The organism is Paraflavitalea pollutisoli (genome assembly GCF_029360705.1).
Lineage (GTDB): Bacteria > Bacteroidota > Bacteroidia > Chitinophagales > Chitinophagaceae > Paraflavitalea > Paraflavitalea pollutisoli.
On the sequence record NZ_JARKMX010000008.1, the window covers coordinates 1,142,656 to 1,168,342 of the forward strand.

Sequence of the window (25,687 nt, forward strand, 5' to 3'; positions counted from 1 at the left end):
TAGGAAGGCGCCCGTTGCCGGGCGCCTCAAAGCTATTTCGTTCCAAACAAACTCAGTACATAACTGTAGCTGTATTCCTTCGCCAGCATCCGGAACTCTTCGTGTGGCAAGGCGCCCCAACTGTTGTCGCCCCCTACCCCACGCTGGTTGAGGTCGATGTGCAGGTATACCTGGTGCGAAGGCGGCAGGTCCGTAGGATGCTGCTGCTTCTTGGTAGAACCGGGATCCAGTTCTTCTACCGAATGGTGGGTGGCACTGAAGCAGATCGGCTGCAATCCTTCTACCCGAAGACCAACCTTGTCGCTGGTGAGGGTAAGCCAGCGGGTATCAGTCTTGTAGCCACTCTCCTGCGGACGGATATAGCCTGCATAATATTGGTTGTTGACCTTGTCCTGGTACTGACCGATCAGGGCCGCTTCTTTGCGGTCGCTGTAGTTTTCCCAGGGACCACGGCCATAATAGCTCAGGTCCTGGAAGCGGCCAGGCAGCGTGAGGCGCATACCGAAGCGCGGCAGCTCGGGCAACTCGCGCCCACGCAGGTCGATGGAGGCGGTTACTTTCACGGCACCATCTTTCATGACCTGGTATTCGACCACGTAGGGCACATTGATCGCTGCCAGTTGGTATTCTACTTTAATGTTGATACCGTTGTCATCCTGCTCACCTACGATTACCTTTTTCATGCTGCGATTGGTATGAGCCGTACGCCAGATACCCATGTTCACCGGCATATTGCTGCCGAAATCATTGTCGATGGGCGCACGCCAGAAATAAGGCTCGAGGTTGTTGATCGGTACGCGTTCTTTGTTGTAGGCATACGCAGTAAACCTTCCCCAGCGGGTATCGAACTCGCCGGTCACCGCGCCAGCGGTGAACCGAAGTTGGTTGCCGTTGCGCTCTACCTTCAGGGTACCATCGGCCTTCTTAGCCGTATTGAAATAGTTGCCACTGACGGCAAACTGTTCGCGCGCCAGCTCATGCCCATTCGGCACGAGGTCGGTAGCGGTTTTGCTGTACGCGTACACGTTACAGAATACTTCGCCGCCGGCTGGCAGGTTGAAGCCGGGCAATTGCACCAGCTGTTCGCTGTGGGGTGCTGCAGTGACGGTAAAGGAGCTGCCACCTGTTTTCTTACCATCCACGATCAGCTCATAGGCAAAATCGTAAGCGCTGAGGTTGGTGAAGTCGAACAAGTTGCGCACAGCGATCTGTCCTTTCTGTATATCCTTTGCCGTAAACGTGATGTTCTGGTATACTTTCTTCACTTCGTACAAACCAGGATCGGGTGTGCGGTCGCTGGAGAGCAGGCCATCGGCCACACCGTTCTCATCATTTTGCCAGTAGAAGGAACCGAGGTCGCCGCCATACGCCCAGAATACTTTGCCATTGCCGTCTTTGGTTTTGATGCCCTGATCGACCCAGTCCCAGATAAAGCCACCCTGCATGTGCGGGCTGCCATTGATGATATCCCAGTAGGTACGGAAATTACCGTTGCTGTTGCCCATCGCGTGCGAGAATTCGCACATGATGTAGGGCCTTGTTTTATCCTTCGCGTCGGCATACTTGTGCATGGAGTTCATACCGGGGTACATGGGGCACACGATATCGGTGTTCCAGTCTTCTCCGGCCTGCTCAAATTGTATGGGGCGTGTATTGTCGCGCTGCTTCATCCACAGGTAACCATCGTGGAATACTTTGCCATTGCCACACTCATTGCCCATTGACCAGATGATGACGGAAGGATGGTTCTTGTCGCGCTCTACCAGGCGCTGCATGCGGTCCATATGTGCAGGCGCCCATTCGGGCCGGTAGGCCGGATGCTGAGTGGTATCGAACCAGGACTGGAAGGTAGCGCCCATACCATGGGTTTCGATATTGGCCTCATCGACGACATACAAGCCGTATTTATCGCACAATTTGATCCAGTAGGGATCATTGGGGTAATGCGAGGTACGCACGGCGTTGACGTTGAATTGCTTCATCAGGCTGATGTCTTTGAGCATGGTTTCCTTCACCGGCATATGTCCTTCTACATCGTCGTGCTCGTGGCGGTTGACACCCTTGACCATGACGGGTACGCCATTCACCAGCAGGCGGGCATTTTTGATCTCCACTTTGCGGAAACCAATCTTGGCCCCTGTATAGGTGATGGGTTGACCATCGTCGGTTTTGAGGGCAATGATACAGTCGTATAGGTTGGGTAACTCGGCACTCCATTTCTGCGGCGTTGGGACTTTGCCGGCCACTGCAATGGTGACGAGGCTGTCGGTCCCTGCCGCTATTTTCGTCTTTTGGGTGAATACGGTTTTGCCGTCGGGCGTAACGAGGGATACGGTGACCTCTCCAGCGCCTTTGGCTGCTGCAAAACGGCGGAGTGTCACTTCGCCGCTGAATTGTCCCTGCGTGTATTTGTCATCCAGTCCGGCCTTCAGGAAGAAGTCCCAGACGGAGGTTTTGGGAAGCGTATACAGAAACACGTCTCTTTCAATACCGGAGAGGCGCCAGAAATCCTGGTCTTCCAGGTAGCTGCCGTCGTGCCAGCGGTATACCTGTACCGCCAGGGTATTTTCGCCCGCTTTCAGGTAGGGGGCAATATTGAACTCAGCCGGCGACTTGGCCGCTTTGGACATGCCCACTTCCTTCCCGTTGACGTATACGAACGCACAACCCGAGATGGAGCCGAAGTGCAGGAATACCGGGTTACCCTGCCATTCGGCGGGTACAGTAAAGGTTCTGCGGTAGGTGCCTACGGGATTGTTGTCTCCGATACGGGGCGGCGTTTTGGGGTGCGGATAAGTAATGTTGGTGTAAATGGGTATACCGAATCCTTTCATTTCCCAGTTGGAAGGAACGGCCAGCTGGCTCCATCGGGAGTCATCGAAGCCGGGTAGGTAAAAGTCTTTGGGCCGGTCGGCGTGCTGGTCCACATACTTGAATTTCCAGGTGCCGTTGAGCGATTGGTACCAGGGCGAACGGGTATAGTCGTCTGCCACCACGTCTTCCTGTTTGGGGAAGACCATAAAAGTAGCGTGCGCTTTTTCTTTGTTGCGTTCAAACAGGGCGGGGTTTTCCCAGTCGTTGGCAGCTTGCTGGCCCAGGGCGATGTGGGTACCGATCAGGGCGGCAAGGCTGCACCAATGTTTTAATTTCATGCCAGTTTTAGATGAGGAATAACAGCCGGGAGAATCAGGATGAGCCTGTTAGGGTTTCCGGGGGTACCGGGGTCGGGAAACACGCCATTCGTCTCCTCATACGGCAATTATCAGTTTTACAATCGATGCGGGTCTGTTGCGACCACAGCTTCTGCAAAATACCCAGACCGTGGCGATGTATAGGGGTGTAATTAGTAATTAATGGGGGGAAAATCGTCTAATACTACCGATTATCAGGCTTCTCCACCTCCTTTTCGGTACGTCTTTACAAAATCGGAGGGCTTCATGCCAAACAGTTTGGTGAAATGTTCTCGGAAATGCTTCATGTCATTGAACCCGGCATCGAAGGCTGCCTCATTGATATTGTAATTGGTTTCCATGAGGGTCTTGGCCACTTTGCGCAGGCGGATAAACCGGATAAAGGCAACGGGCGATTGCCCGGAGATGGACTTGACCTTTTTGTACAGGTTCGACTGCCCCATCCGCAATTCCGTCGCCAGCATCTTGATGCCGAAATCGGGATTGTCGAGGTGGGCTTCTACGATGGCGATACAGTTTTTTAGGAACTCCTGGTATTCGGCGGTGACTTTATAGGCCGTTTTGCCGAGTGTGATCTCGTTGTAGAAGAATTTCTGGAGGGTGGTGCGGCTCTTGAGGATGTTCTGCACCCGCGCCATCAGCAGTTCATTGTCAAACGGCTTCATGATGTAATCATCGGCGCCTCCTTCCAGTCCTTCCAGTTTGGTTTCCTGGGCCTCGTTGCCGGTGAGCAGGATCACGGGAATATGACTTAACGATGGATCTTCTTTGATGGCGGTACACAGTTCAATGCCGTCCATGCCTTCCATATTGACATCGCTGATCACGATATCCGGCACATGCTGGCTGGCCAGTTTGAAACCCTCCACCGCATTATCGGCCGTGTACACAGTAAACCCGGCATCGAACAATCGGGCGAGGTACTGTCGTATCTGTTCGTCGTCGTCCACCACCAACATCGACCGCTTTTCGTTGAACATCGTATCGGGGTCGAGCATATTCAGGTGGTCGGGCAACTTGTCGTAACCTGCCGGCTGTTCATCGACCAACTCTTTCAGCAGCGTTGGTTCGGCGGGCTGGTGTTCAACGATCAGTTCGTCGTCGAAATGCCCGCGGCCTTTCAGCAATTCCACGTAAAAGCAGGAGCCTGTCCCCTCTTCACTCTCATACCGGATGTTTCCTTTGAGGCTTTCCACGAAGTGCCGTACGAGGTAGAGACCGATACCAAATCCTGGCTTGGTAGGGCCATTCTTTTTCTGCACCTGGAAGAAACGGTCGAAGAGTTTATCGCCTACCTGGGCAGGAATACCATAGCCGGTATCCCGGATCGATACGCTGGCCGTGCCTGGTCCGTCTTTGACCTCCAGGGAGATGGCTCCCCCTGCGGGTGTATACTTGAAGGCGTTGGACAGGAGGTTGTAAAAAGCGATCTCCAGCTTCTCGCGGTCGGCGTATACTTCGATGGTTTCTGCCGAGGATTGGAAGGTATAGTCCATATTGGCTGACCGGGCCTGTTGTTCGAAAGCATAAAATACCTCTTTGCACAGGGCGCACAGATCGAGTGGTACGATGCGCAGGCGATCGGCACCGGCTTCTGCTTTGCGGAACAGCAGCAACTGATCGACCAGGCTCAGCAAACGGCGGGCATTGCGGTACACCAGTTGGAGCCCGGCGAGGTCATTCTTCTTCCCTTCCGGCTTCGCCAGCAAATCCTTTACGGGATTGATGATGAGGCTGATCGGTGTTCTGAACTCATGTGAAATATTAGTAAAGAAGGCCAGTCGCTTGTCGTTGATCTCCTGTTCTTTTTCGGCTTTTACCTTTTCCGTTTCGCGCTGCGCGGCCTGCGATTGCAGTTCGGCTTCGGCACGTTCGCGCTCTGCTTTTTCCCGGCTGGCATTGGCGTTGGCAATGGCTACTTCGTACTGCAGCCGGGCCCGGTTGGCCCGGTAGCGCTGGTACAGCACGATGGCCGAGATGATCGCGGACAGGTATAGAACATAGGCCCACCAGCTGCGGTACCAGGGCGGCAATACGGTTACCTGCATTACCCACTCTTTGCCGGTCCAGGCACCGGCGGCATCGGTTGCTTTGATGCGCAGGCGGTAGCTGCCTTCGTGCAGTTTGGTATAGGTGGCGGTACGCACTTTGCCGCTGTAGTTCCAGTCTTTGTCCCACCCGTCGAGGTAGTAGGCATAACTAATCTTGTTGGGGGCACTGTATTCAAGGGCTGCAAAATCGACCGAGAGCACGGCATCGTCGTAAGGGATCTCGATGGACAGAACCTGACCGCCGGACGCCGCGGTGATGTATTTGGCCGCCTGGGGCAAGGGCAGGTTGTTGATGCGCAGGCCCGTGAGGTGTACCGGGGCCGGCGTGCGGGTGCTGACGATGTTATCCGGGTGGAAAATATTGAACCCATGGATACCGCCAAAGATCATTTCGCCGGACCGCAGTTTGAGGGCGGCACTGTACAGGAACTGGTTGCTTTGCAGGCCGTCGTCCTGGTAATAGTTCTTGAAGGAATTGTCTTTACTATTTAATTGAGACAAGCCGTTGAACGTACTCATCCACAGGTTGCCATATTTATCTTCCAGTATGTTCAATACGGCATTGTTGGCGAGGCCGTCTTCCATGGTATAGCGCTTGCCGGTATTGCCGGTCAGCCTGTCGAAACTGAGCAGGCCACCGCCTTCGGAGCCGATCCAGAAATTGCCGAGTTTGTCTTCATGAATGGCCCGTACCGGTTTGCGGATGGGATAGCGAACATGTTGTTTGTCGTTGCGATCGATGCGGATGAGGTCCTGGGGTGTTCCGCACCACAAGGCGCCCCGGCTGTCTTCAAACATCGTGAGCACATCTTTGATCTGCTGGCTGAACACCAGGAACCGGTCGAGGGTGCGATCGAAATAATACAGGCTGCCATTGCCGAAGGTGGTGGCCCATAGCATACCCTGCCGGTCTTCGTACATGATCCATACCTCCTGGTTTTCGAGACCAGCCGCCGGGTTCTCGCAGGTATAATGCCTGAAACTATTGCTGGCCGGATCGAACCGGTTGATGCCGCCGCCAAAGGTCGAGATCCAGGTATCGCCGAATCGATCCTGTATGATGCAGCTGACGTGGTTATTGCTGAGTGACTGGGGGCGACCGGGTTCGTGCCGATAGTTGGTGAACTGGTTGGTGGCCCGGTTCCAGATGCTGAAGCCGCCGCCATCGGTACCTATCCAGAGGCGCTTGTCGCGGTCTTCCCAGAATGCTGCTGCGAAATTATTGATGAGGCTGTTGCTGCTGTTGGGTTCGTGGGTGATGGTCTGGAACATGCGGCGCGCCGGTGAATATACATTTACCCCACCCTTCAGGGTGCCCATCCATTTCCTTCCTTCGCGGTCTTCATAGATAGCCGATACGGATTCGCTGGACAAAGTGAAGGCGGTTTCTCCTGGTTGCAGTTGCTGCACCGTCTGCTTTGTTTCGTCGATGATAGACACGCCGCCACCGCGCGAGCCTGCCCAGAGCTTTCCATCGGCGCCGCGGCAAAGCGATACGACATTGTTGGCCTGCAGCATGCCACCCTCTTCCGAATACACCAGTTGTAGTGGCAGGTTGGTAGAAATGAATTTATAGATACCGTACGGGGAACCGATGAGGACAGCTCCCTTGGGGTCGATTTCGATGGTGGATGCGCGGTCGAGTGTGTTGTTGACCACGATGATCTTTTGTGTGGCCTTGTCGTAGTAACAAAGTCCTAAGGGCGAAATGAACATCCAGACCTTGTTGCGGCTATCGACCCGGATGGAGGTGACGTTGAGGTTGGTCACATTTTTACCGTCTTTCTCTACCAGGATCTGGGTGGCGCCTGCGGCGCCTTTGTGCTGCACCATGAGTCCGGCGCCGTTGGTACCGATGTACATATCGCCGTCGTGGTCTGCTGCCAGTGAATTGACATTGTTGGTGATACGATCGAGACGCCCATTGGCCCGCAACTGATAGGCAGGGCGAAAATCGCCGGTCACATCGCTGTAGATGCCAATACCCTGACCGGTGCCGATCCACAGGTTATGTTCGGCATCTTCATGTATAGCATAAATGAAGTTGTGTGGCAAGGAGTTGCTGTCGGCCAGGCTGTTGCGGAATATCTTGAACTCGTATCCGTCGTAGCGGTTGAGGCCGTCATAGCTGCCAAACCACATGAAGCCGTTGTGGTCCTGGTAGATGCAGCGTACGGAATTGTTGGACAGGCCTTTTTCAATGCCCAGCCGGTTGATACGCATGGTATCGCTGGCCTGTGCCCGGCAGCAGGTTACCAGTAAGCAGAGCACCAGGCTCATGCGGACCAGTGATTGGTTGATATGCGGTGTACGAGACAAGGAAGCTATTATCGTTTACTATTTTTTATCCGTCAACCGGGCCATCTCACCCGCTGCCAGGAGGAAAGCGCCAACGCCAAAGTTAGCGGTTGAATGCTTATCGACCACCTGTCCGGGGATCGCTCTTTCGCCGATGGGCTGTACATAACCCAGTTTTCCATCTGACTGGAGGGAGGTTTGGGTCAGGTTTCGCCAGCTTTTGGCGACAACGGGCAGAAAAGTCTTTTTATCGAGCAATTGGAGGGCTTCCCTATTGCCGGTATGGAAGGCGGTATTGTCCCAGAAGGGATTGCCTGGATCGGGATGCGTTTGCTGCCAGTAGCCATTGGCGAGGCGCATGGCGGCCAGCACTTCGGGGCGGGCGGGCGGGTTGCTGGTGTTGGCGGACCGGAGAGAACGACAGGATGTGTATTCTGACCCAATGGTCAATAACAACAGGGAACCTAGGGCAACGCGGTAACCGGTGAACAGACCGGCGAATGGTAAGTTTTTCATCACAGCAGGATCGCAAATGTGTTTGGTCAAAAATAGGGTTATTTGTCTGGTTGACAGTTAATTTTTGACAATTGCGATCCTGCAGATGCTACACTTACTCAGGGTCGCTTAATTGGCTACTACCAAGGGTATGGTGAACTTGCCCGATACCGGCACCCGTTCTACTTTTCCGTTGAAAGTACGTACAAGGCTCAGCGTGTAATCGCCTTTAATGATGCCTTCTCCCCTGTTGCAATAAGTGATGTTGATGGTACCGTTGGCATACTCATGCCTACCATTGGAGCCGGGAATGGGTGCTGACATGCCATAGCTGGCTTCTCCATCTGAGGCAGATGCGCTCACATCGGATTGTTCGGGATACTTGAGCTCAAACTTCCCTACGCCGTAAAAGATATGATTAATGGTAAGTGCTACAGAGGTGCGCGTACCGGGATGGTCCATGCTGTTGAGGTTAATACCGATGTGACGCCACCCCTGTTCTTCAAGGGCGTCGTGCCGCAGGTTTTTGACTATCCGGCCTTTGATGCTGATGGAAGATTCATTAATCAGCTTTACTCCTGATACCAGGTAATATTTGGATACATCATTCTTTATCGTCATGATGTCGACGGCAATGGAAAATCCGACAGCCGTTTTCTCGGGACCACCGGGCACCACCCGGGGCGCTTCGTAGCAAAAAAAGTTGTCTTTGTTATTGGAGCGGATATGGCCATACAGGCCGGTGGTGCCGTGGGCTTTGCCATTGATGTATATTTCGGTGATATAGCTTTTCTTTTTGCCATCTACCGGTTCTTCTTTGGGGATGGGCACAAAGATTTCGCCGGAGGGTTCATGCTCCGGGTCACCCACCTTGGTGACCCAATAATTGACCTGGTCGTCGCATACCACCGTGGTGCTGCTGATCTTACTACCGTCATGTCCACCGATCCACAATTTGTATTGCAGGAAGTTGACGATATCCAGTTTGCCGTTGGAGATAGGTAATGGAAAATCCTGGGTGGCTGTGCCGGCCGCCTCGTTGATGGTGGGCATGCCGGGCACTTTCTCGTATATACCTTCTGTTTGTCCCTGTGGCACTTTGTGAATAGCCACGCCACCCAATACTTTCGGTGATCCGCCCGGGATAAAAGGGTTGCCATCCGCATCGCGGGGAAAGGTGTAGATCATTTTAACGGGTTTCTTCACGACCACATCAGTGGCCGTTTCGAAACGAAATGCCATGCTATCGATGCCATTCGGAGCCGTGTTGAGCAGGCGTTGTATTTTGAAAGTGGCTGGTTTATCGACAGCACCTGCGGGGAATATAAACTTTACATTACCCAATACGAACTCGCCGCCACCAGTACCGATCTCCTTTTGCAGCAGGGTACCGGGTATAATGGTTCCCGGTTTGCACTTTTCGCCTTCCGGTAATTCGATGGGCGGGTTGGGTGTCGGATTGGGCCCGCCACCGGGGTCGGTGGGATCCACAGGGGCTGTATCTTTTTTGCAGGCAACGGCAATACAAATCATTAACAGGCTGAAAGCCCATAACATCTTATTCATAGCTATACGTTTAATGTGAAGTATGCTATCGCTATCACCCGTCAACGAGGATGTTAGTGATTGCGGGTGTAAGTTAGTCGTGCAACCAGCTGCCATCTATTGTAGCAGGTATGTGCTGTAAAAACGGTTGTATGAATTGGGTTGATCCATGTCAACTGGCCAGGATCCGCCACAGATCGAGGTTTCGGCGACAGGGCCAATGCTGGCATTGTTATTTGGGTATTCCGGTAAACGATAGTCATGAAAACAATCTATGCGGCTGTTGCTGTATCGTTGGTGCTGGCGATGGCCGGTTGCGACAGCAGCGCGCCAGAAAAACCATTGAATATGAACAGTAATACCAAGGTCACCTTGACCAGTCCGGAAGGAATGCATAAGAACCCCGCCTATTCACAGCTGGCCATCGTGGAGGGATTGCACAAAACAGTATACATCGGCGGACAAAATGCGGTAGACAGTGCGGGCAATATTGTGGGCAAGGGTGATTTTGCCGAACAAACCAGGCAGGTGCTGGCCAACCTGGAGAAAGCCTTACAAGCAGGTGGTGCGGGTATGGAGCATGTCGTCAAGTTTAACCTGTATGTTCAACAGGGGCAACCGTTGCAGGAAGGATTTAAAGTATTTCAGGAACCGCTCAGCAAATTGAAGGCGCCGCCCTTGATATCGATGATCTATGTGGCTGGTCTGGCCCATCCCGACTACTTGTTGGAGCTGGATGCCATTGCCGTCATTCCGCATTAAAGAAGTTACCGTACCCATCAGAGCAGTTTCTAGTGGTAAAACGGTGAGCTGGGGAGCTCACCGTTTCCCTTTTTATTAGGGTGCGTTGGCGATAAACGGCGCTTTCCGGAAGAAAGCCTTATCGTTCAACTGATCGATCAGGAAGCGGGCCAGACTGCTAGCGCTGATCTTGTTGCCGGGGCAATCTTCCAGGCTGGTGACGATGGGTGGCGCTTCGGTGGCTTGTTCGATCACCGGCAGGCGTGCCATCGTCCAATCGAGGGTGCTGGTGGCAAGCAGTTCGTATTCTTCCTGCTTGTTGGTCGTGGAAGCGGGATAGGTTTGCCGCATCCAGTTGGTTGCCGACATGGTCTGTTCTCCTTTTCGATCGAACGGCGTGTCGACCATGAGGCCGGTCGTTAATATATACCTGCTGATGCCGTGGGCCTGCATGGCCTCCAATACGTGCGTGGTCGATTGGGTGAAGATGGTGGGTGCGCTGGCGGGCAATCCAAATCCGAGTGTGCTGATGATGGCGATGCAGCCTTGCAGCAGGTGCAGGATACTGTGGTAGTTGCTTACCTCACCCGGCACGATGGTGAGTTGCGGGCTAGCTGCCAGTGCGTGGGCTGGGTTTCGGACGAGCAATCGTATATGAAATCCATCTTGTACTAATTGCTGAACGAGGAATTGGCCGGACTTGCCGGTGCCGCCGATTACGGCGATGGTTGGTGTAGACATGATAAAACGCTTTACAATAAAAAATAGAACATGGGCATGCTGGGGGTAATGATGCATGCGAACAACAGGAGCCGCTGGCCCCTGACTGATTACCTGTTTATTTTAGAAGCGTTTAATGCCTGCAAAATAGGGTTCCTGCGGGAAAAGAACAAGTGGGAATTGTGTAGCGTAGCGGGACCGACACACCGGGCCCTATCGCTTTTGGTGTAAGAGATTGATTTAGAAAAGTTGTGCTATTTTCATTACACTTCCATGGGAGCGAGTAGGGAGCGGCATGGAAGCGAGTGGGGAGCGGCACCCTCCGGACACATAAGCCCCGTCCTTTTTTAGCGAAAATGGCCTTGTTTTGAAAGTTGAGCTATTTATACGGGATCGGTACGGGAACGGTACGGGATGGGTACGGGAGCGCCTGGGGTACGATACCTGCACAACAAAGTTTGTCTCGCCCTGGAAGCTCCTTCTGCACTTACAACCGGATACAAAACTACGCTTCCCATTATGCCCTTTCCAAATTTTGGACTTACCGTTAAATAAATGTCATGACATTACTAGCTGACGGGAATAAATGTATGGCTGTTAAGGCGCGGATCAACTATCTTGAAGTACCCAAACCCCTACCTGCATGCGCCTGCTACGCCTTGCTGTTTCCGTGATCCTCTTTATCGTGCTGACTATACTCACGCAGATTGGTGGCCTTGTATACCTGCTGTTGCGGTGGTTGCAACGGTACACGGACCGGCTTACTACCCGTACTTGGCTGCAGCGTATGTTCCGCGTGGGGTTGTTTCTTGTACTGTATACTGTCGCCACTTTTGTGGTAGTGCCTTTGCTGGCCCGTCCGTTTGGCCGGGTGCCGCTGCCTTTCAGCACCACCCGTCACCTGCAACCTGTCACCCCGCTAACCTGGTTGCTGAATCGCCAGTATGTGCGGCCCGCCTTGCGGGAGGCTGTTTACGAGGTAGCCGATTATATGGACACGGCCTATCCCGGCACCCGGCTCAACTACCTTGACGGCAATTTCCCTTTCTTCAACGGCTTTCCGTTGTTTCCGCACCTCAGTCACAACGATGGCCAAAAGCTCGATCTCGCCTTTTGTTACAAGGACGGCGTCACCGGTGTACCTGTCAATGAAAGTCCCTCCCCGATTGGCTATGCCGTATGTGAAGGTCCGCGGCATGACGAAGAAGATATGCCGGCGCAATGTGCCGACAAGGGCTTCTGGCAATACAGTTTGCTGGCAGACCTGGTACCCCAGGGTGGGAAGAGCCGCTACCCTTTTGATGCAGTCCGCACCAAGGCGTTGGCGGAGCGGCTTACCGCCCATCCTGCCATCGGCAAATTATTCATAGAACCTCACCTCAAGGCCCGCCTGGAGCTTAAAAGTCCGAAGGTCAGGTTTCATGGCTGCCGGGCGGTGCGGCACGATGATCATATACATATACAATTGAAGTAACCAGGAGGCGTACGAGGGCCTTCTTCGTTATTGGTGGAGCCAGGTTCCAGACGTTTTTGTAGCACTATCTACCGGATGCGGTGTGGTAGGCACGGCTTTTGTTATTATCTGTACAGTCTGGCCCTTTACTGTGTCCTTGCCAGACGATACTCCGACCCCTGGTTTAGGCTGGCCTGCCGGTTCCTGACAAGCCGTATTCAATACGCAGACAATTGCAACGGCCAGCTTAGGCTGGAATGATAGGCATTTTTTCGTAATATACAATCAATACCCATATGTTAACAAACAAATTACCCAAACACCAGTATTGGAATTGAAGTTTTCATTATTTTTAACCATCGACCATTACTGCTATGTCAACACCATTCATTACCTGGGGAAAACGCCACGGGCTACTATCATTGTACATGCTGCTGGGCCTCGTGCTCATCGCCTGCAGTTCTTTCTTCCTAAGTAACCGGTACCGTCTGGGAACCGTGCTTGGTTTTACACCACCCAAAGATATCAAGAACATTACGGTGCGCAGCGATGATCCTGCGAACAAAGAAGCCCATTGGTTTTCTTTTGACTGCACCGATTCTACCATCGATTATATCAAGCAAAAACTGCAACTCAGTGCGCAGGCTTCTGTCAGTGGCGCGCATCTGGCGGCTCCTCAACCAGCTCCCGAAACAGCCACCTGGTGGGATAATAATTATGCCGACAAGGCTACTCCCCTGGTGCGCATCGACAACGTGAAGCAAGCGGCGGTGTACCTGTGGTACAATGCCGCTAAACGGAAGGCGTATTTATTTTCTTACGATTTTTAGCAGACTTTGAAAGCATGCTGGCCAGGTCTTTGGCACCATACGGCAGGTAGCGTCAGGAGATTGTTCATGCTCCTGTTGTTGTTCCGTATAGTCTCTGCATTGGGCCAGGTAGGTAACCCTACTCCCCGAACGCCCGCCAACCCGATCTCCATTCGCAAACCACAGTTCGTTCAACCAGTACGCGTCGACAAGCAGCCCACCCTCGTGTATGAATTGCACATCACCAATGAGGCGGGTGTTCGTCTGACTATACGTGACCTTTACCTCCTTCAAAAAAATAAGCGGCGCAGTGATACGTTGCTTCATTATGATGAAGCAACGCTGAGCCATCGGTTGGCGCCGTTGCCTGGCAACAACAAGGTTCAAGGAGCCAGCATTCCGCCAGGCGCCTCTTCTATTCTATATATCGAGGTCAGCAGTAGCGAGCTGCGTACGCCTGGCCTGCAACACCTGCTGCGTTACCAACTGGACGGCAGTGATGCTGTCGATGTAATCCTGTACAACGACCTTCTTCGTTGGCAGCTGGTGGAGCCGGTATTGCTTTCTCCCCCACTCCGCGGCGGCAACTGGACGGCCATTTATGATCCCTCCTGGACGCGGGGTCACCGGCGCGTTGTCTACACTACTGACGGCGCCCCCCATATACCCGGTCGCTTGGCGATCGATTTCATGAAAGTCGATTCGATCCAATACGCCCGTCAGGAAGACAGCATCGTTACCTGGTTTGGTTATGGGGCCGAGGTACTGGCAGTGGCCGATTGCGAAGTTGCGTCGGTGTGTGACAGCTTTCCGGAGAGCGCTACCCTTGCCGCCCATCCCGCCTACACTGCCGCACAAGCGACGGGCAATTATATCTCCCTAAAGATTGCCCCTGACCGATATGTCTTTTATGAGCACCTGCAACCAGGTTCTATTGCTGTAAAACCGGGGCAACGCATACAAAAAGGTGCGGTAATTGCCCGGCTGGGATTCACGGGACAAACCACTGGTCCACACCTTCACTTCCATGTAGCTGATCGCAACTCGCCATTGGGTGCGGAAGGCGTGCCTTTTGAATTTGATCGATTCACGCAAATTGGCCATTACCCGGACTTCAGCCAGTTTGGTAAAGTGACCTTTACGCGCATCGCGGCTAAAAATGTTCAGCGCGCAATGCCTGCGTCCAACACAGTTGTCGTTTTTGAGTAAGCAACTTTGTTCCCGGTTGGGACCGCACAACAAAAAAGCCCACACCGTTGCCGGCATGGGCTCGTTTTTCCCACTTTATTACACTAACTATTTTTGTGCCCTGATGGGGATGATCTTTCCATCGGCATCGTACTTCAGCTCCGTTACTTTCACGTTGCGCAGGTGGGTTTTGCCCGACAGCTGCACATCATGATAGAACAAATACCACTTGCCATCTTTTTCGATGATCGAATGGTGGTTGGTCCAGCCTTCCACGGGATACAGGATAATACCCTGGTATTTGAACGGTCCGTAGGGATTGTCGCCAATGGCATAAGCCAGGTTGTGCGAATCACCGGTAGAATACGAGAAGTAATACTTGCCATTGTACTTATGCATCCAGGCCGCTTCGAAGAAGCGTTTGTCGTTTTCCTTTTCTTTGAAGAGGTTACCGGCGCTATCCACGAGTTTGATCTCGCGTACCGGTTCTGCAAAGGACTTCATGTCGGCCGATAGCCTGGCGATACGTGGCAACACTGCCAGTTCATCGCCCTGGCGCAACTTACCAGCACTGTCGTACTTGTTGTTGTTCCAGCGCTGCAGCTGTCCGCCCCAGATACCACCGAAATACATGTAATACGAACCATCGTCGTCTTTGAAGACGGTGGGGTCCATGCTATAACTTCCCTTGATGGGTTCTTTTTCGGCCGTGAAAGGTCCTTCCGGCTTGTTGCTGGTAGCCACGCCGATGCGGAACACATCCTGCTTGTCTTTCAGCGGAAAGTACAGGTAGTAAGTGCCATCTTTAAATGCGGCATCCGGCGCCCACAACTGACGTCCTCCCCAGGGAATGTCCTTTACCGACAGGGCCACGCCATGATCGGTGACGGTACCGCCTACGGAGTCCATCGACAGGATGTGGTAGTCCATCATATTGAAGTGATCGCCATTGTCATTCTCCGGTGTACCGGTAGCGGTATCGTGTGAAGGATAGACGTAGATGCGGCCATTGAACACATGCGCCGACGGGTCGGCGGTGTAGATATGGCTGACCAGGGGTTGCGACAGGTATTTGTCGTTCACCACCGAATCGCCTTTGGCCGCTTCGGCTTTTCCGGGTTCTTCGTGGCCGCTGTCGTTGCAGCTGGCCATAGCAAGCGCCGCCAGTACGGCAGCAGGAATAATCGTTAGCTTTTTCATCTTACAGGTAGTTGTTGATGATGTTTTCGATGAGCTCCTGTTTACCACTGCGTACAGCCGGTTCGCCATTTTTAACAGCGTAGGCGCGCAGGTCTTCGAGTGTGGACTGACCATTCTCGAATGCTTTTGCTTCGGCGCTATCGAAGGAGCTGTAGCGATCGGTACGCAGCTTCTTGTATTGGCTCTTCTCCAGAATAGCATCTGCCGTGATGAGGGCACGGGCAAAGGCGTCGATGCCGCCGATGTGTGCATAGAACAGATCTTCCGGATCGGTAGAGTTACGACGAATCTTCGCATCGAAGTTGATACCACCGCCTTTGAAACCACCACCTTCGAGGATGATGAGCATGGTTTCGGTGAGCTCATTGATATTGGTGGGGAACTGGTCGGTATCCCAGCCATTCTGGTAGTCGCCGCGGTTGGCGTCCATGCTACCGAGCAGGCCTGCATCTACAGCCACCTGTACTTCGTGCTGGAAGGTATGACCAGCGAGTGTGGCGTGGTTCACTTCCAGGTTCAGTTTGAAATCGTTCAGCAGGTCATACTGACGCAGGAAGCCAATGACGGTTTCTGCATCGTAATCGTATTGGTGTTTGGTAGGTTCGCAAGGTTTGGGTTCGATGAAGAACGTACCCTTGAAACCATTTTTACGGGCGTAGTCTTTAGAAGCATGAAGAAAGCGCGCCAGGTGCTCTTTTTCCTTCTTCATATTGGTATTGAGCAGGCTCATATAGCCTTCCCGACCGCCCCAGAATACGTAGTTTTCTCCACCCAGTGCGATGGTAGCATCGAGGGCTGCTTTCACCTGTGCCGCAGCATGCGTCAGCACGTGGAAGTCGGGGTTGGTAGAGGCGCCGTTCATGTAACGACGGTGACTGAACAGGTTGGCCGTACCCCACAGCAACTTCACACCACTGACGTCCTGCTTTTCTTTCAGGTACGCCGTGACCGCTGCCAGGCGTTTGTCGTTGTCGGCAATATCATTGGTATAGTCTACTACATCCACATCGTGGAAGCAGTAGTAGGGCAGTCCCAGTTTGGTGATGAATTCAAAAGCAGCATCTGCTTTGTCTTTGGCTCTTTCAACAGCATCAGTCTTTACATCCCAGGGAAACAGGTGGGTCGCTTCACCAAAGGGATCTGCACCTGATCCGACGAACGAGTGCCAGTAAGCCACTGCAAAGCGAAGCCATTCTTTCATGGGTTTGCCGGCTACCGTTTTGTTCTCATCGTACCAGCGGTACGCAAATGGATTGTCGGATTGCAAGCCTTCATACTTAATGGCGGGAATTCCTTTGAAGAATTCTGTAGCACCAGTAACAATTTTCATATAATCGTTTTTAATGTTTATACACGTTGCAAATATTGCCTGATTTACTGCGGTCAACAACCGCTATTATGAAAAGAAAATATGCTATCTTATCAAATGATGGTACATTTAGGGCTAAATACTGATAAAATCCTTTCTATTCACCAGTGAAGACGCTGATCCAAAAAGTAGAACCGGATGTCAACCAGAGTTTTGCCTGCCGGGTATATGAAACCCCTAATTTCGAAACCAACTGGCACAAGCATCCGGAATTTGAGCTCATCTCGATCCTCAAGGGGCATGGCACGGCCCTGATCGGCGATCATGTGTGCGACTACAAGGTCAACGACGTATTCTTTATTGCGGGCAACCTCCCCCACTGGTTTCGCAAGCACCAACCACAAATGAGCTGTTCGGTACTGGTGGTACATTTTACAGATGATTGCTGGGGCAACGGCTTATTACAAATGCCTGAGATGAAGTCGGTGCAAGCTTTGCTTAAAAAGAACAATGGCATTCAACTGCAAAAGAAACTGAAAAAGGAGGTGCTGCCGGCCATGCAGGCGCTTCACCAGGCAAAAGGGTTCGACAAACTGATGCGCCTGTTCAGCTGCCTGCAATTGATCGGTGGCTCTACACAATACAAAGTACTGACGGAAGACTTCCATGATCCGGCGGTGGCGGTGAACCCGGCCATCGAGAAGATCATCGATTACTCTTTCAAACATTTCCTGGAGCCGGTAACGCTGGATGAGATCGCAGCGATCGCCAATATGACCATTCCCACCTTTTGCCGGTTCTTTAAAAAGAACATCAAGAAGACCTACTTCGATTTTATCCGTGACCTGCGCATCAGCCACGCGTGCAAGCTACTCACGAGTACGGACAAGCCCATCCTGGAGATCTGTTATGAGAGCGGGTATAAAAGCTGGGCTCATTTCAGCAAGCAGTTCAAAGAAGTGAAGGACCAGACGCCCAGCCAGTTCAGGAAGCAGTTCCTGTAAACGACCAGCTATACTGACTATCAAGAACATACCGGATACAGACACCGCCACATCCAATACAACTACGGATCCTGGTTACGTTATGATCTTACAACAACGAGATTAAAATTTTAGTATACGACATTTTGCATGTATCATTTCCCTATTATGGGTGGCCTGGTAGCCCGCTACGCGCTCCGCCAAATGGAACAGAATGCAACCAGTCACCAGACCCGGCTATTTGTCAGCTTCGACGCTCCCTACCAGGGCGCCAATGTTCCCCTGGGGTTACAAGCGCTTAATACACACTTATCGAGTACTTCTGTAAAGATTGGTGTTCCTGGTGGTCCCATCTCGTACATCACGACGGTGGGCAACTTCGTATCTCCCTTAAAAGTTTATGAAACTCCTGCAGCCCGTCAGTTGCTCACCTATTATGTCATCAGGCAAGGAAATGGTTTCACGATGTACAACAACGCACATGACCAGTTGTACAATACCCTTAAAGGTATGGGCTACCCCGTCAACACCCGCAATGTCGCCATCGCCAATGGATCAGAATGTGGGGCCGGCCTGCCTTTGACGCCGGGTAATGACCTGCTCAGGCTGTCGGGACATTACAATACCACGTTGCTAGGCTCCTTATTGTTCACGATTCCTGCTGCCCTTATTGGTTCGCATACCAATTTCCCCCAATTCCTGTTGGGCATCATCCCTGGCAGAAACGACATCAAATGTTCGTTCCGTGTTAAAACAACGCCCGCATCGGGCACCACAGAAGTGTACAACGGGAAAGTATGGTATGAGAAAAAGATCTTGTGGCTGATACCGCGTCAGCAATGGGGTGATCACCTTAACGGCCAATATCTTTGGGGCTTGTGGTCAGTTCAGCATTCAGCGATCGGTAATCATTGGGGCAGAAACACCTACTTACCAGGTAGCTTACCTGGACTACATCATCGGTAGGATCAAAGCCACGGTTAAAACTGTGCCGGGTGCCACATCTTACAACTGCTATGTAAACAACACCTTCAGCACCAACACAACCGTCAACAACGTAACGATTGCGACACGCCGCAACGACTGCGACAACAGCTATGTATTGGGTGTAGAGGCCGTTACCCCCTGCGGCACTTCTGCCAGGGAGTTTGTGGCTTTCGAGGCACCACCTTGCGCTATGGCATTGACGGTGTCGCCCAACCCTGCCAGCACCCAGGTAACGATTGCTGTTGATCAGCAAAAAGCTGTCGTCAGCAAATCAACTACCGGAGTCGGTTACATTGCTGAAATTCAATTGACCAACATACAGGGCGTGCTACTACGCACTACGAAATATGCACCGGGTAGCAGTCAGGTATCCTACCAGGTGGCCGACCTGTCGGCCGGTACTTATTTTCTGCGCGTCTTTGACGGTCGCAACTGGACTACTCAAAAATTAATGATTGCGAAATAACCGGCTTTGGGACCGATGATCCGCAGTTATTCAAGAGCAGGGGCGTTGCAAGCTCCTGCTCTTTTCATTTTTCGCAGGAGTGTGTGCTGGCGTAATCCCGTCCATGCAACGTCCTACAGTAATTTCGTGTCAATGATGCAAACTGCCAACAATGAGACGCTTATTATTTCTCGCCGTTATATGTATTGCTTTTACCGCCTGCGATAAAGACCAGGCAGAAGGCACTCAGGAAGAATCTCTTTCCCTGGGCCAATGCAAAAGCCAGCAAGTGAGCGGAGACCGAATATCTCTTTGTTATGAAACGCTGATCGAAGATTCGCGTTGTCCTAAAGAAGTGAACTGCGTTTGGGAGGGCATTGCCATCGGACAATTCACCTTTACCGTTAACAACAACCGCCATACGCTGACACTGTCTACCACTTCTGCTGGAAGGTTTATCAATGACACTACCATCGGCCGCTACAAGATACACCTGCAAGAACTCCTGCCCTACCCCAGCCGAAGCCCCCGGGAAGCAGTCACCCCCTCGGCTTCCGTCAGCATCACCCGTCAATAGACCTACCAGGATATTCCCGGGTTTCAGGCAGCTTTTTTTATTATCTTTGGGCACTGATCCACTAATACCGCTATGGTATTGCTCTTGAACGACGCGTTGTACGTACCCTTCCACCATTAATCGTACAGCCTATGTGCAAAAGATTTACCCCTGCAGTCCTGGTTCTTGGTCTATGCTGGTCATTGGAGCTATCCGCACAGGATTCCACGACAACCCATCAGCCAGATTCTCTCTCAGCTGTTGTGGCTCAAGGGCCGGTCATTCCGGAAGATTCTCTGCTTGCCTTCCTCAACCACCTCTCTTACGAAGTCAGCGAACACACTTTGACCGGACGTGGGCATACCCAGCTCGACAAAACACCTGGCTATGCGGCTTTTGCGGCCAAATACCAGTTTACACCAGAAAACTTACACAGCTATCTCTACCGATGGGCACAATCGCCTGCGGTGGTGGCCGACAGCAATACCCAGGTACAGGCGAGTCGCTACTATTACCTACGCCGTTTACAGCAATCCTCCGAACAGTTTGAGCAATCGGCCCTGCAGCAGGAAGTGGTATTGCCCGCACGGCTGAAGGCAGAAGACCTGCACGATGTAACCATTGCACCCGCTATTGCCAATACCGTAACGGCCTGGTACCTGGCTGGTAACAGCGCCAACGAAGCGGGCAATTACGTTCGGGCAGTACGCTTGTATCGCCGTGCCGACAGCCTGCTGTCGTTTGGGAATGCGAGCCTGATGCCAGCTCCCCTGCTGGCCATGAGAAGTTACGTGGAAGAACTGCTGGCGGCCGCCCTTTACGAAGAAGGTCGCCGCATTGGCGATACCGAAGGCTACCTGCTGCTAGCACAGGGTCTGAGCCTCGAGCGCGCCTTGCTGGTACGCTATAGCAGGTCATCCTACCCGGAAGAATGGGCCCGCACCAAGAGCAACCTGGGCACTATCCTGGAAGCCCAGGGTGAATTGATAGAAGGCGGCGACAGCCTGTACAAAGAAGCGCATGATGCCTTCCTGGAAGCCACCATGGTGTACACCCGTGGCCAGTACCCGCAGGATTGGGCGCGTATGAAGAACAATATCGGCGTGATCCAAAGCAAGCTGGGCAAAATCGAGGAAGCCATTACTGCTTTCCGGGAGGCGCTGGATATTTACACGCAAAAGGATCATGCCGCCGACTGGGCGCTGACGCAATACAATATTGGCAATATGTACCAGTTCAAGGCGACTGAAGCGAAAGGTGGTGAAGGACTGTCGCTTTTCCAGCAATCGGTAGCAGCCTATAAAGCCGCCCTCACGGTTTTTACGGCGAAGAACGATCCCGACGAGTACGGCTGGGTGCAACACAAGCTCGGGGTATCGCTGTTTCAGCAAGGGCGCCGCATCGATGGCCGTAATCTGCTGACAGAAGCTGTGGAGGCTTTTCGTGCGGCCCTGACGGTGCGTACCAAAGAAGGCTCTCCCACAGCCTGGGCCAGTACACAATACAACCTGGGCACTACTTTATGGGAAGAAAACAGCCGTGCGGCCGGTGGCAACGTGGCCCTTCTTGACGAGGCGGTGAAAGCTTTTGAAGCGGCGCTGACTATTTACAACAAAAAGGACTATCCCGATCAGTGGTTCAATACGCAGAACAGCCTGGGCTTGCTGTACGAACAAAAACAGCAGTGGGCCAATGCCATCAAGCACTTTGAGAATATCCGCGATATAGAGCCCATGTACGCCACGCAGAAAGTAAACGAGTTACGCAAGCGTTCGGGACATTAATGAGGGCGGCTGGCGGAAACTATTGCTGAAAAGTGTCTTTTATCGGGCGCAGAAGGTCGGGTTATTCTTTGGCCAGCAGCATTAAAAAGCCCATCACGTTTCCTATGCGCTTTCTCAATGCCGGTTCTTTACTACTCATAGGTGGTATAGTGGGAGCTTGCGGTTCCCCAACAGCTACCAATCCATCCACAGGTAGCAGTATTTCTCCAGACAGTCAGCTGGTAGTATTACGCGAGGCATACGTTTATGGATTACCACTGGTATTGATGGATATTACCCGCCGGCAAATGACGGACCCGTCGAACAAGGCGCTGTATAGTCCCGTCAATCAATTCCGCCATAATAATGCTTTTCCAGACGCCTCCTTCCGGAATGTAGTGCGGCCCAACGCCGACACGTATTATTCTATCTCCTGGCTGGACCTATCGGGTGGTCCGGTAAAACTATCTTTACCAGCTACCAACGGCCGGTATTATATGATGCCCCTGATGGATGCGTGGTCCAATGTTTTTGCGGCACCGGGTACCCGCACAACAGGGAACGGGGCTGTCGATTTGCTGATCAAGGGACCTGGCTGGAACGGAGCAGTACCCGCCGGCGTGCAGGAGATAGCTGCCCCCACCAACACCGTTTGGATCATTGGGCGCATTCAGGTCAATAGCCGGGAAGATGGCAAGGCAACCGTTGTACCGCTACAAAACCAAATACGGTTGACACCCTTCACCAAGCAAGCAATCACCCATAAGCCATCTCCTCCCGCCCCTATCGGCGACCCCAATGCTCTTCTTGAACGTATGCCGGTAGACAGTTTCTTTACTTACCTGAATGAACTTATGCTAAAGAATCCGCCTCCCGCCGCTGATTCACCCATAATTCGGCGATTGACTACCGTTGGTATCGTGCCAGGCAAGGCCTTCCAACGACCCACGCTTCCCACGACCTTCTATGCAACATTAGACAGCATTCCTCATACGGTTTTTAATGCCATACGTCAGTCCAAAACATCCAGCGCCTCGCTGGTGAATGGCTGGAATATGGGCACGCTGGTCATTGGCACCTATGGCACAGACTACACCAGCCGGGCGGGCGTAGCAGTATGGGGGCTTGGCGCTAACCTGCGAGAGGATGCTATTTATCCATCGTGCAACGTAGATCAGCAAGGTCAGCCGTTGGACGGGAACCAACCATACGTGATCCACTTTCCAAAGGGAGGGGCGCCTCCTGCCCAGGCTTTTTGGTCGCTTACCCTTTATGACCAGGACGGTTATTTTGTCAACAACCCGATCAACCGCTACGCCATCGGCGACCGAAGTCAGTTGCGCCCGAATGCAGATGGCTCCATCGACATTTATGTGCAGCAAAGGGACCCGGGAGGCGTTAAAACAACCAACTGGCTACCCGCACCACCTTCCCACTTCAACCTGCTGATGCGCGTATATTGGCCAAGCTCTGCGATGCTGCAGGGAAATTATATTCCTCCACCGGTGGTGAAGCAGTAACCGTCGGGCATTCATCCTAAGCAATTCATCGTGACAAACGCGTTAACTCGTCATAACATTTGTACCATACTGTTGGGGATCGCTTATATCCTCCCCATTCCTTTATTGTCACAATCGCGCGACTCACTGGCCAACAATCCCAACCTGTTTATTCAACTGGCCGCACAACAACTTCATTGGGAAGAACCAGCCAGGCCAACCAGGATCGTGGGCCCAGTGTATTTCGTAGGCACCAGGGGGCTCGCTTCTTACCTCATCACCAGTTTTGCCGGGCATATCCTGTTGAATACCGGCATGCCTTCGAGCGGGCCCATGATCGACAGCAATATCCGCGCGTTGGGTTTTCACCCGGAAGATATCCGGTATATACTGAGCGGCCATGCGCATATCGACCATGTAGGAGGACATGCCTACATGAAGCGGGTATCCGGAGCAGATATCGTCATCATGGAAGCGGAAAAGGAACTGCTGGAAAGCGGTGGCAAAACAGACTTTCAGTATGGTGCTTATCCGGCTTTTCATTTTGAAGCGGTGAAGGCAGATCATATTGTTCGCGATGGTGATTCTATACAACTCGGCGATATTACGATGCATGCCCTGTTAACAGCAGGCCATACCATGGGAAGTACCACCTGGTACTTTGATGTAGAGGACTCTGCGCGTATGTACCACATTGTATGTCCGGACGGCACCACGATCAATCCTGGCTATCACCTTTCCGTCAATCCATCTTACCCGGGTATTCAGCAGGAATATGAGCAAACCTTTGAAGGACTTTCGGAATTGAAACCCGATATCTGGCTTTCCCCTCACACTGACTTCTTTCAATTTGACCAGAAACGCCGGGCAGCGGAAAAAGAGGGGGTAAAGGCCTATGTAGATCCGGCAGGTTATCGAAAGCGTATCGCCGGGGAGCTCCAAAAATTCAAAGCCGCCGTACTACGAGAGCAGCAACAGCGACAATAGTCCTGTTACTTCAGTTGTTAAACATACCCGCCCACGGTCAATCTCCACAATAATTTTTATCTTTCTTACCTACCACCTATCTTTAATAAGCTGTCCAGGTTTAACCTGCTGCCATGTTGATCTCCATTGTATCCTACGAAGCGCTTTTCACTTCCAATGTTGCCTCCGTTCGCCACCACGAGTATCACCACACCACCCCGGCAACGCACATGCTTCCTTCGGCGTGTACGCCATTCCCTGTGCCGTTATCGGTCTGTTCACAAACCATAACTCAAGCATATGATTACGATCCTTCGTTTAAGACAGGTCAACGGTTCGCATCGACAAAACTATATCGGTGCTCGCCGACTACTAATTGCTACAGCCATTACCCTGGTGTGTGGCACGCAAACAATACAGGCACAAGTGCCCGACACCCTGATCGCGCTGCGCAATAATGCAGCAGTCACCCGCATGAGCCTGCATGTCAATGGTGGCTTCTATATTGGAGGCACGTATACCGGGGACGATCTGGTGCAACCAGTAGTCAGCGACCCTGGCACCCGGCTACTCTGGTTTCCCGAGAAAGCGGCTTTCCGGGCAGGCATGGTGACGGGCACCCAATGGGACAATGCCAATATCGGTAATGGATCGGTGGCGCTTGGGGAAGACAACCGTGCATCTCATCCGAATTCCACTGCCTTAGGCCTCCGTTGTTGGGCCGGGCAGCAATCTGCCTTTGCTATTGGCGAACAGAGCACTGCCACCGGGGCCGCGTCTGTTGCTATGGGGTACCATGCGCACACCAATGCGCGCCAGGGCAGTTTTGTGTTTTGCGACCGGTCTTCTGTCGACACCCTACGTGCCGGTGTCAACCATTCGGCCAACTGGCGCACTTCAGGCGGCTTCCGCATCTTCACTTCGTCCAACCTCAGCACGGGTGTTACGCTGCAAAGCGGCGCCAGCGTCAGTAACTGGGGGCAGTCCAGCGCTGTCATTTCCACCTCTACCGGCGCCCTCTTGACGACGGGTGGGGTATGGCAAAACGCTTCCGACATCAACCGCAAACACGATATACAGCCAATCGCCACGGCCGACATCCTGCAAAAGATCAGTCAGTTGCCGATCAGCAGTTGGGGGTATAATACGGAAGACGCCTCCATTCGTCATATCGGCCCTATGGCGCAGGACTTTTATGCCAGCTTTGGTTTGGGCAATGATGACAAAAGCATTGGCACCGTCGACGCCGATGGTGTGGCCCTTGCCGGCATCCAGGCACTAGAACAAAGATCGCGTGAACAGGCTGCTTCGCTGGAGCAACTGGCCGTTGAAAATGTCGCGCTGCGCAAACGGCTGGAGACACTGGAGCAAAACACAGGTCGTAACCAGGCCGGTCTGCCACTAACGATTGCGTTGGGTGGCTGCGCCCTGTTGCTGGTTGTACTGACGATCCGCCGCAACGCTCAACCATCCACCAAATAACTATAC

General features: G+C 52.7%; 19 protein-coding genes. 12 read left to right on the plus strand and 7 right to left on the minus strand.

The genetic code is table 11. The annotated features are described in order from the left end of the window. Nucleotides 1–32: 32 nt before the first annotated feature. The 4 genes from lacZ to P2W70_RS18425 all read right to left on the minus strand — a co-directional run bounded on the left by lacZ (nucleotide 33) and on the right by P2W70_RS18425 (nucleotide 9,601). Nucleotides 33–3,152, minus strand: coding sequence for a beta-galactosidase, LacZ type (lacZ, locus tag P2W70_RS18410; RefSeq protein WP_276482975.1), 3,120 nt, complete (start codon nucleotides 3,150–3,152; stop codon nucleotides 33–35). Between the two features lie 233 nt (nucleotides 3,153–3,385). Further along, entirely contained in the window at nucleotides 3,386–7,561 is a 4,176-nt protein-coding gene (locus P2W70_RS18415; RefSeq protein WP_276482976.1) for a hybrid sensor histidine kinase/response regulator transcription factor, read from the minus strand. Nucleotides 7,562–7,579: 18 nt separating this feature from the next. Beyond that, nucleotides 7,580–8,086: a glycoside hydrolase family 88 protein gene (locus tag P2W70_RS18420; protein ID WP_276482977.1), complete on the minus strand. Its 507-nt coding sequence runs from the start codon at nucleotides 8,084–8,086 to the stop codon at nucleotides 7,580–7,582. Between the two features lie 78 nt (nucleotides 8,087–8,164). Then, complete coding sequence (locus tag P2W70_RS18425) at nucleotides 8,165–9,601, minus strand: hypothetical protein (RefSeq protein WP_276482978.1); 1,437 nt, start codon at nucleotides 9,599–9,601, stop codon at nucleotides 8,165–8,167. Between the two features lie 240 nt (nucleotides 9,602–9,841). On the opposite strand from P2W70_RS18425, the gene P2W70_RS18430 reads away from it, so the two are divergent. Then, entirely contained in the window at nucleotides 9,842–10,342 is a 501-nt protein-coding gene (locus tag P2W70_RS18430) for a RidA family protein (RefSeq protein ID WP_276482979.1), read from the plus strand. Nucleotides 10,343–10,417: 75 nt separating this feature from the next. On the opposite strand, the gene P2W70_RS18435 is transcribed toward P2W70_RS18430, so the two are convergent. Next, nucleotides 10,418–11,062: an NAD(P)-dependent oxidoreductase gene (locus P2W70_RS18435; protein ID WP_276482980.1), complete on the minus strand. Its 645-nt coding sequence runs from the start codon at nucleotides 11,060–11,062 to the stop codon at nucleotides 10,418–10,420. 622 nt (nucleotides 11,063–11,684) lie between these two features. On the opposite strand from P2W70_RS18435, the gene P2W70_RS18440 reads away from it, so the two are divergent. The 3 genes from P2W70_RS18440 (at nucleotide 11,685) to P2W70_RS18450 (ending at nucleotide 14,512) form a co-directional block, all read left to right on the plus strand. Next, a complete protein-coding gene (locus P2W70_RS18440; RefSeq protein ID WP_276482981.1) occupies nucleotides 11,685–12,515 on the plus strand; it encodes a hypothetical protein in 831 nt (276 codons plus the stop codon). Nucleotides 12,516–12,868: 353 nt separating this feature from the next. Further along, entirely contained in the window at nucleotides 12,869–13,324 is a 456-nt protein-coding gene (locus P2W70_RS18445) for a hypothetical protein (RefSeq protein WP_276482982.1), read from the plus strand. Between the two features lie 6 nt (nucleotides 13,325–13,330). Continuing rightward, the gene (locus P2W70_RS18450; protein WP_276482983.1) at nucleotides 13,331–14,512 is read left to right on the plus strand and encodes a M23 family metallopeptidase; all 1,182 of its coding nucleotides are present in this window, start codon (nucleotides 13,331–13,333) and stop codon (nucleotides 14,510–14,512) included. 87 nt (nucleotides 14,513–14,599) lie between these two features. Here P2W70_RS18450 and P2W70_RS18455 read toward each other — a convergent pair whose 3' ends face one another. Then, the gene (locus P2W70_RS18455) at nucleotides 14,600–15,691 is read right to left on the minus strand and encodes a glycoside hydrolase family 43 protein (protein ID WP_276482984.1); all 1,092 of its coding nucleotides are present in this window, start codon (nucleotides 15,689–15,691) and stop codon (nucleotides 14,600–14,602) included. 1 nt (nucleotide 15,692) lies between these two features. Continuing rightward, a complete protein-coding gene (gene xylA, locus P2W70_RS18460; protein WP_276482985.1) occupies nucleotides 15,693–17,021 on the minus strand; it encodes a xylose isomerase in 1,329 nt (442 codons plus the stop codon). Between the two features lie 146 nt (nucleotides 17,022–17,167). Here xylA and P2W70_RS18465 point away from each other — a divergent pair, with 146 nt between their 5' ends. The 8 genes from P2W70_RS18465 (at nucleotide 17,168) to P2W70_RS18500 (ending at nucleotide 25,681) form a co-directional block, all read left to right on the plus strand. Continuing rightward, nucleotides 17,168–18,004 (plus strand): AraC family transcriptional regulator, encoded by an 837-nt coding sequence (locus P2W70_RS18465; protein WP_276482986.1) that lies wholly within the window; start codon nucleotides 17,168–17,170, stop codon nucleotides 18,002–18,004. 129 nt (nucleotides 18,005–18,133) lie between these two features. Next, complete coding sequence (locus P2W70_RS18470; RefSeq protein ID WP_276482987.1) at nucleotides 18,134–18,949, plus strand: hypothetical protein; 816 nt, start codon at nucleotides 18,134–18,136, stop codon at nucleotides 18,947–18,949. A 22-nt stretch (nucleotides 18,950–18,971) separates the two neighbouring features. Then, the gene (locus P2W70_RS18475; protein WP_276482988.1) at nucleotides 18,972–19,436 is read left to right on the plus strand and encodes a T9SS type A sorting domain-containing protein; all 465 of its coding nucleotides are present in this window, start codon (nucleotides 18,972–18,974) and stop codon (nucleotides 19,434–19,436) included. A gap of 151 nt (nucleotides 19,437–19,587) precedes the next feature. After that, nucleotides 19,588–19,992 (plus strand): hypothetical protein, encoded by a 405-nt coding sequence (locus P2W70_RS18480; RefSeq protein ID WP_276482989.1) that lies wholly within the window; start codon nucleotides 19,588–19,590, stop codon nucleotides 19,990–19,992. A gap of 131 nt (nucleotides 19,993–20,123) precedes the next feature. Beyond that, on the plus strand, nucleotides 20,124–21,755 hold the full coding sequence (locus P2W70_RS18485; protein ID WP_276482990.1) for a tetratricopeptide repeat protein: 1,632 nt from the start codon (nucleotides 20,124–20,126) through the stop codon (nucleotides 21,753–21,755). Between the two features lie 104 nt (nucleotides 21,756–21,859). Continuing rightward, entirely contained in the window at nucleotides 21,860–23,254 is a 1,395-nt protein-coding gene (locus P2W70_RS18490; protein ID WP_276482991.1) for a DUF1254 domain-containing protein, read from the plus strand. A 30-nt stretch (nucleotides 23,255–23,284) separates the two neighbouring features. After that, on the plus strand, nucleotides 23,285–24,220 hold the full coding sequence (gene bla, locus P2W70_RS18495) for a subclass B3 metallo-beta-lactamase (protein ID WP_276482992.1): 936 nt from the start codon (nucleotides 23,285–23,287) through the stop codon (nucleotides 24,218–24,220). Between the two features lie 279 nt (nucleotides 24,221–24,499). Next, nucleotides 24,500–25,681 carry a tail fiber domain-containing protein gene (locus tag P2W70_RS18500; protein ID WP_276482993.1) on the plus strand — a complete coding sequence of 394 codons (1,182 nt, stop codon included), beginning with the start codon at nucleotides 24,500–24,502 and terminating at the stop codon, nucleotides 25,679–25,681. Nucleotides 25,682–25,687: the final 6 nt, after the last annotated feature.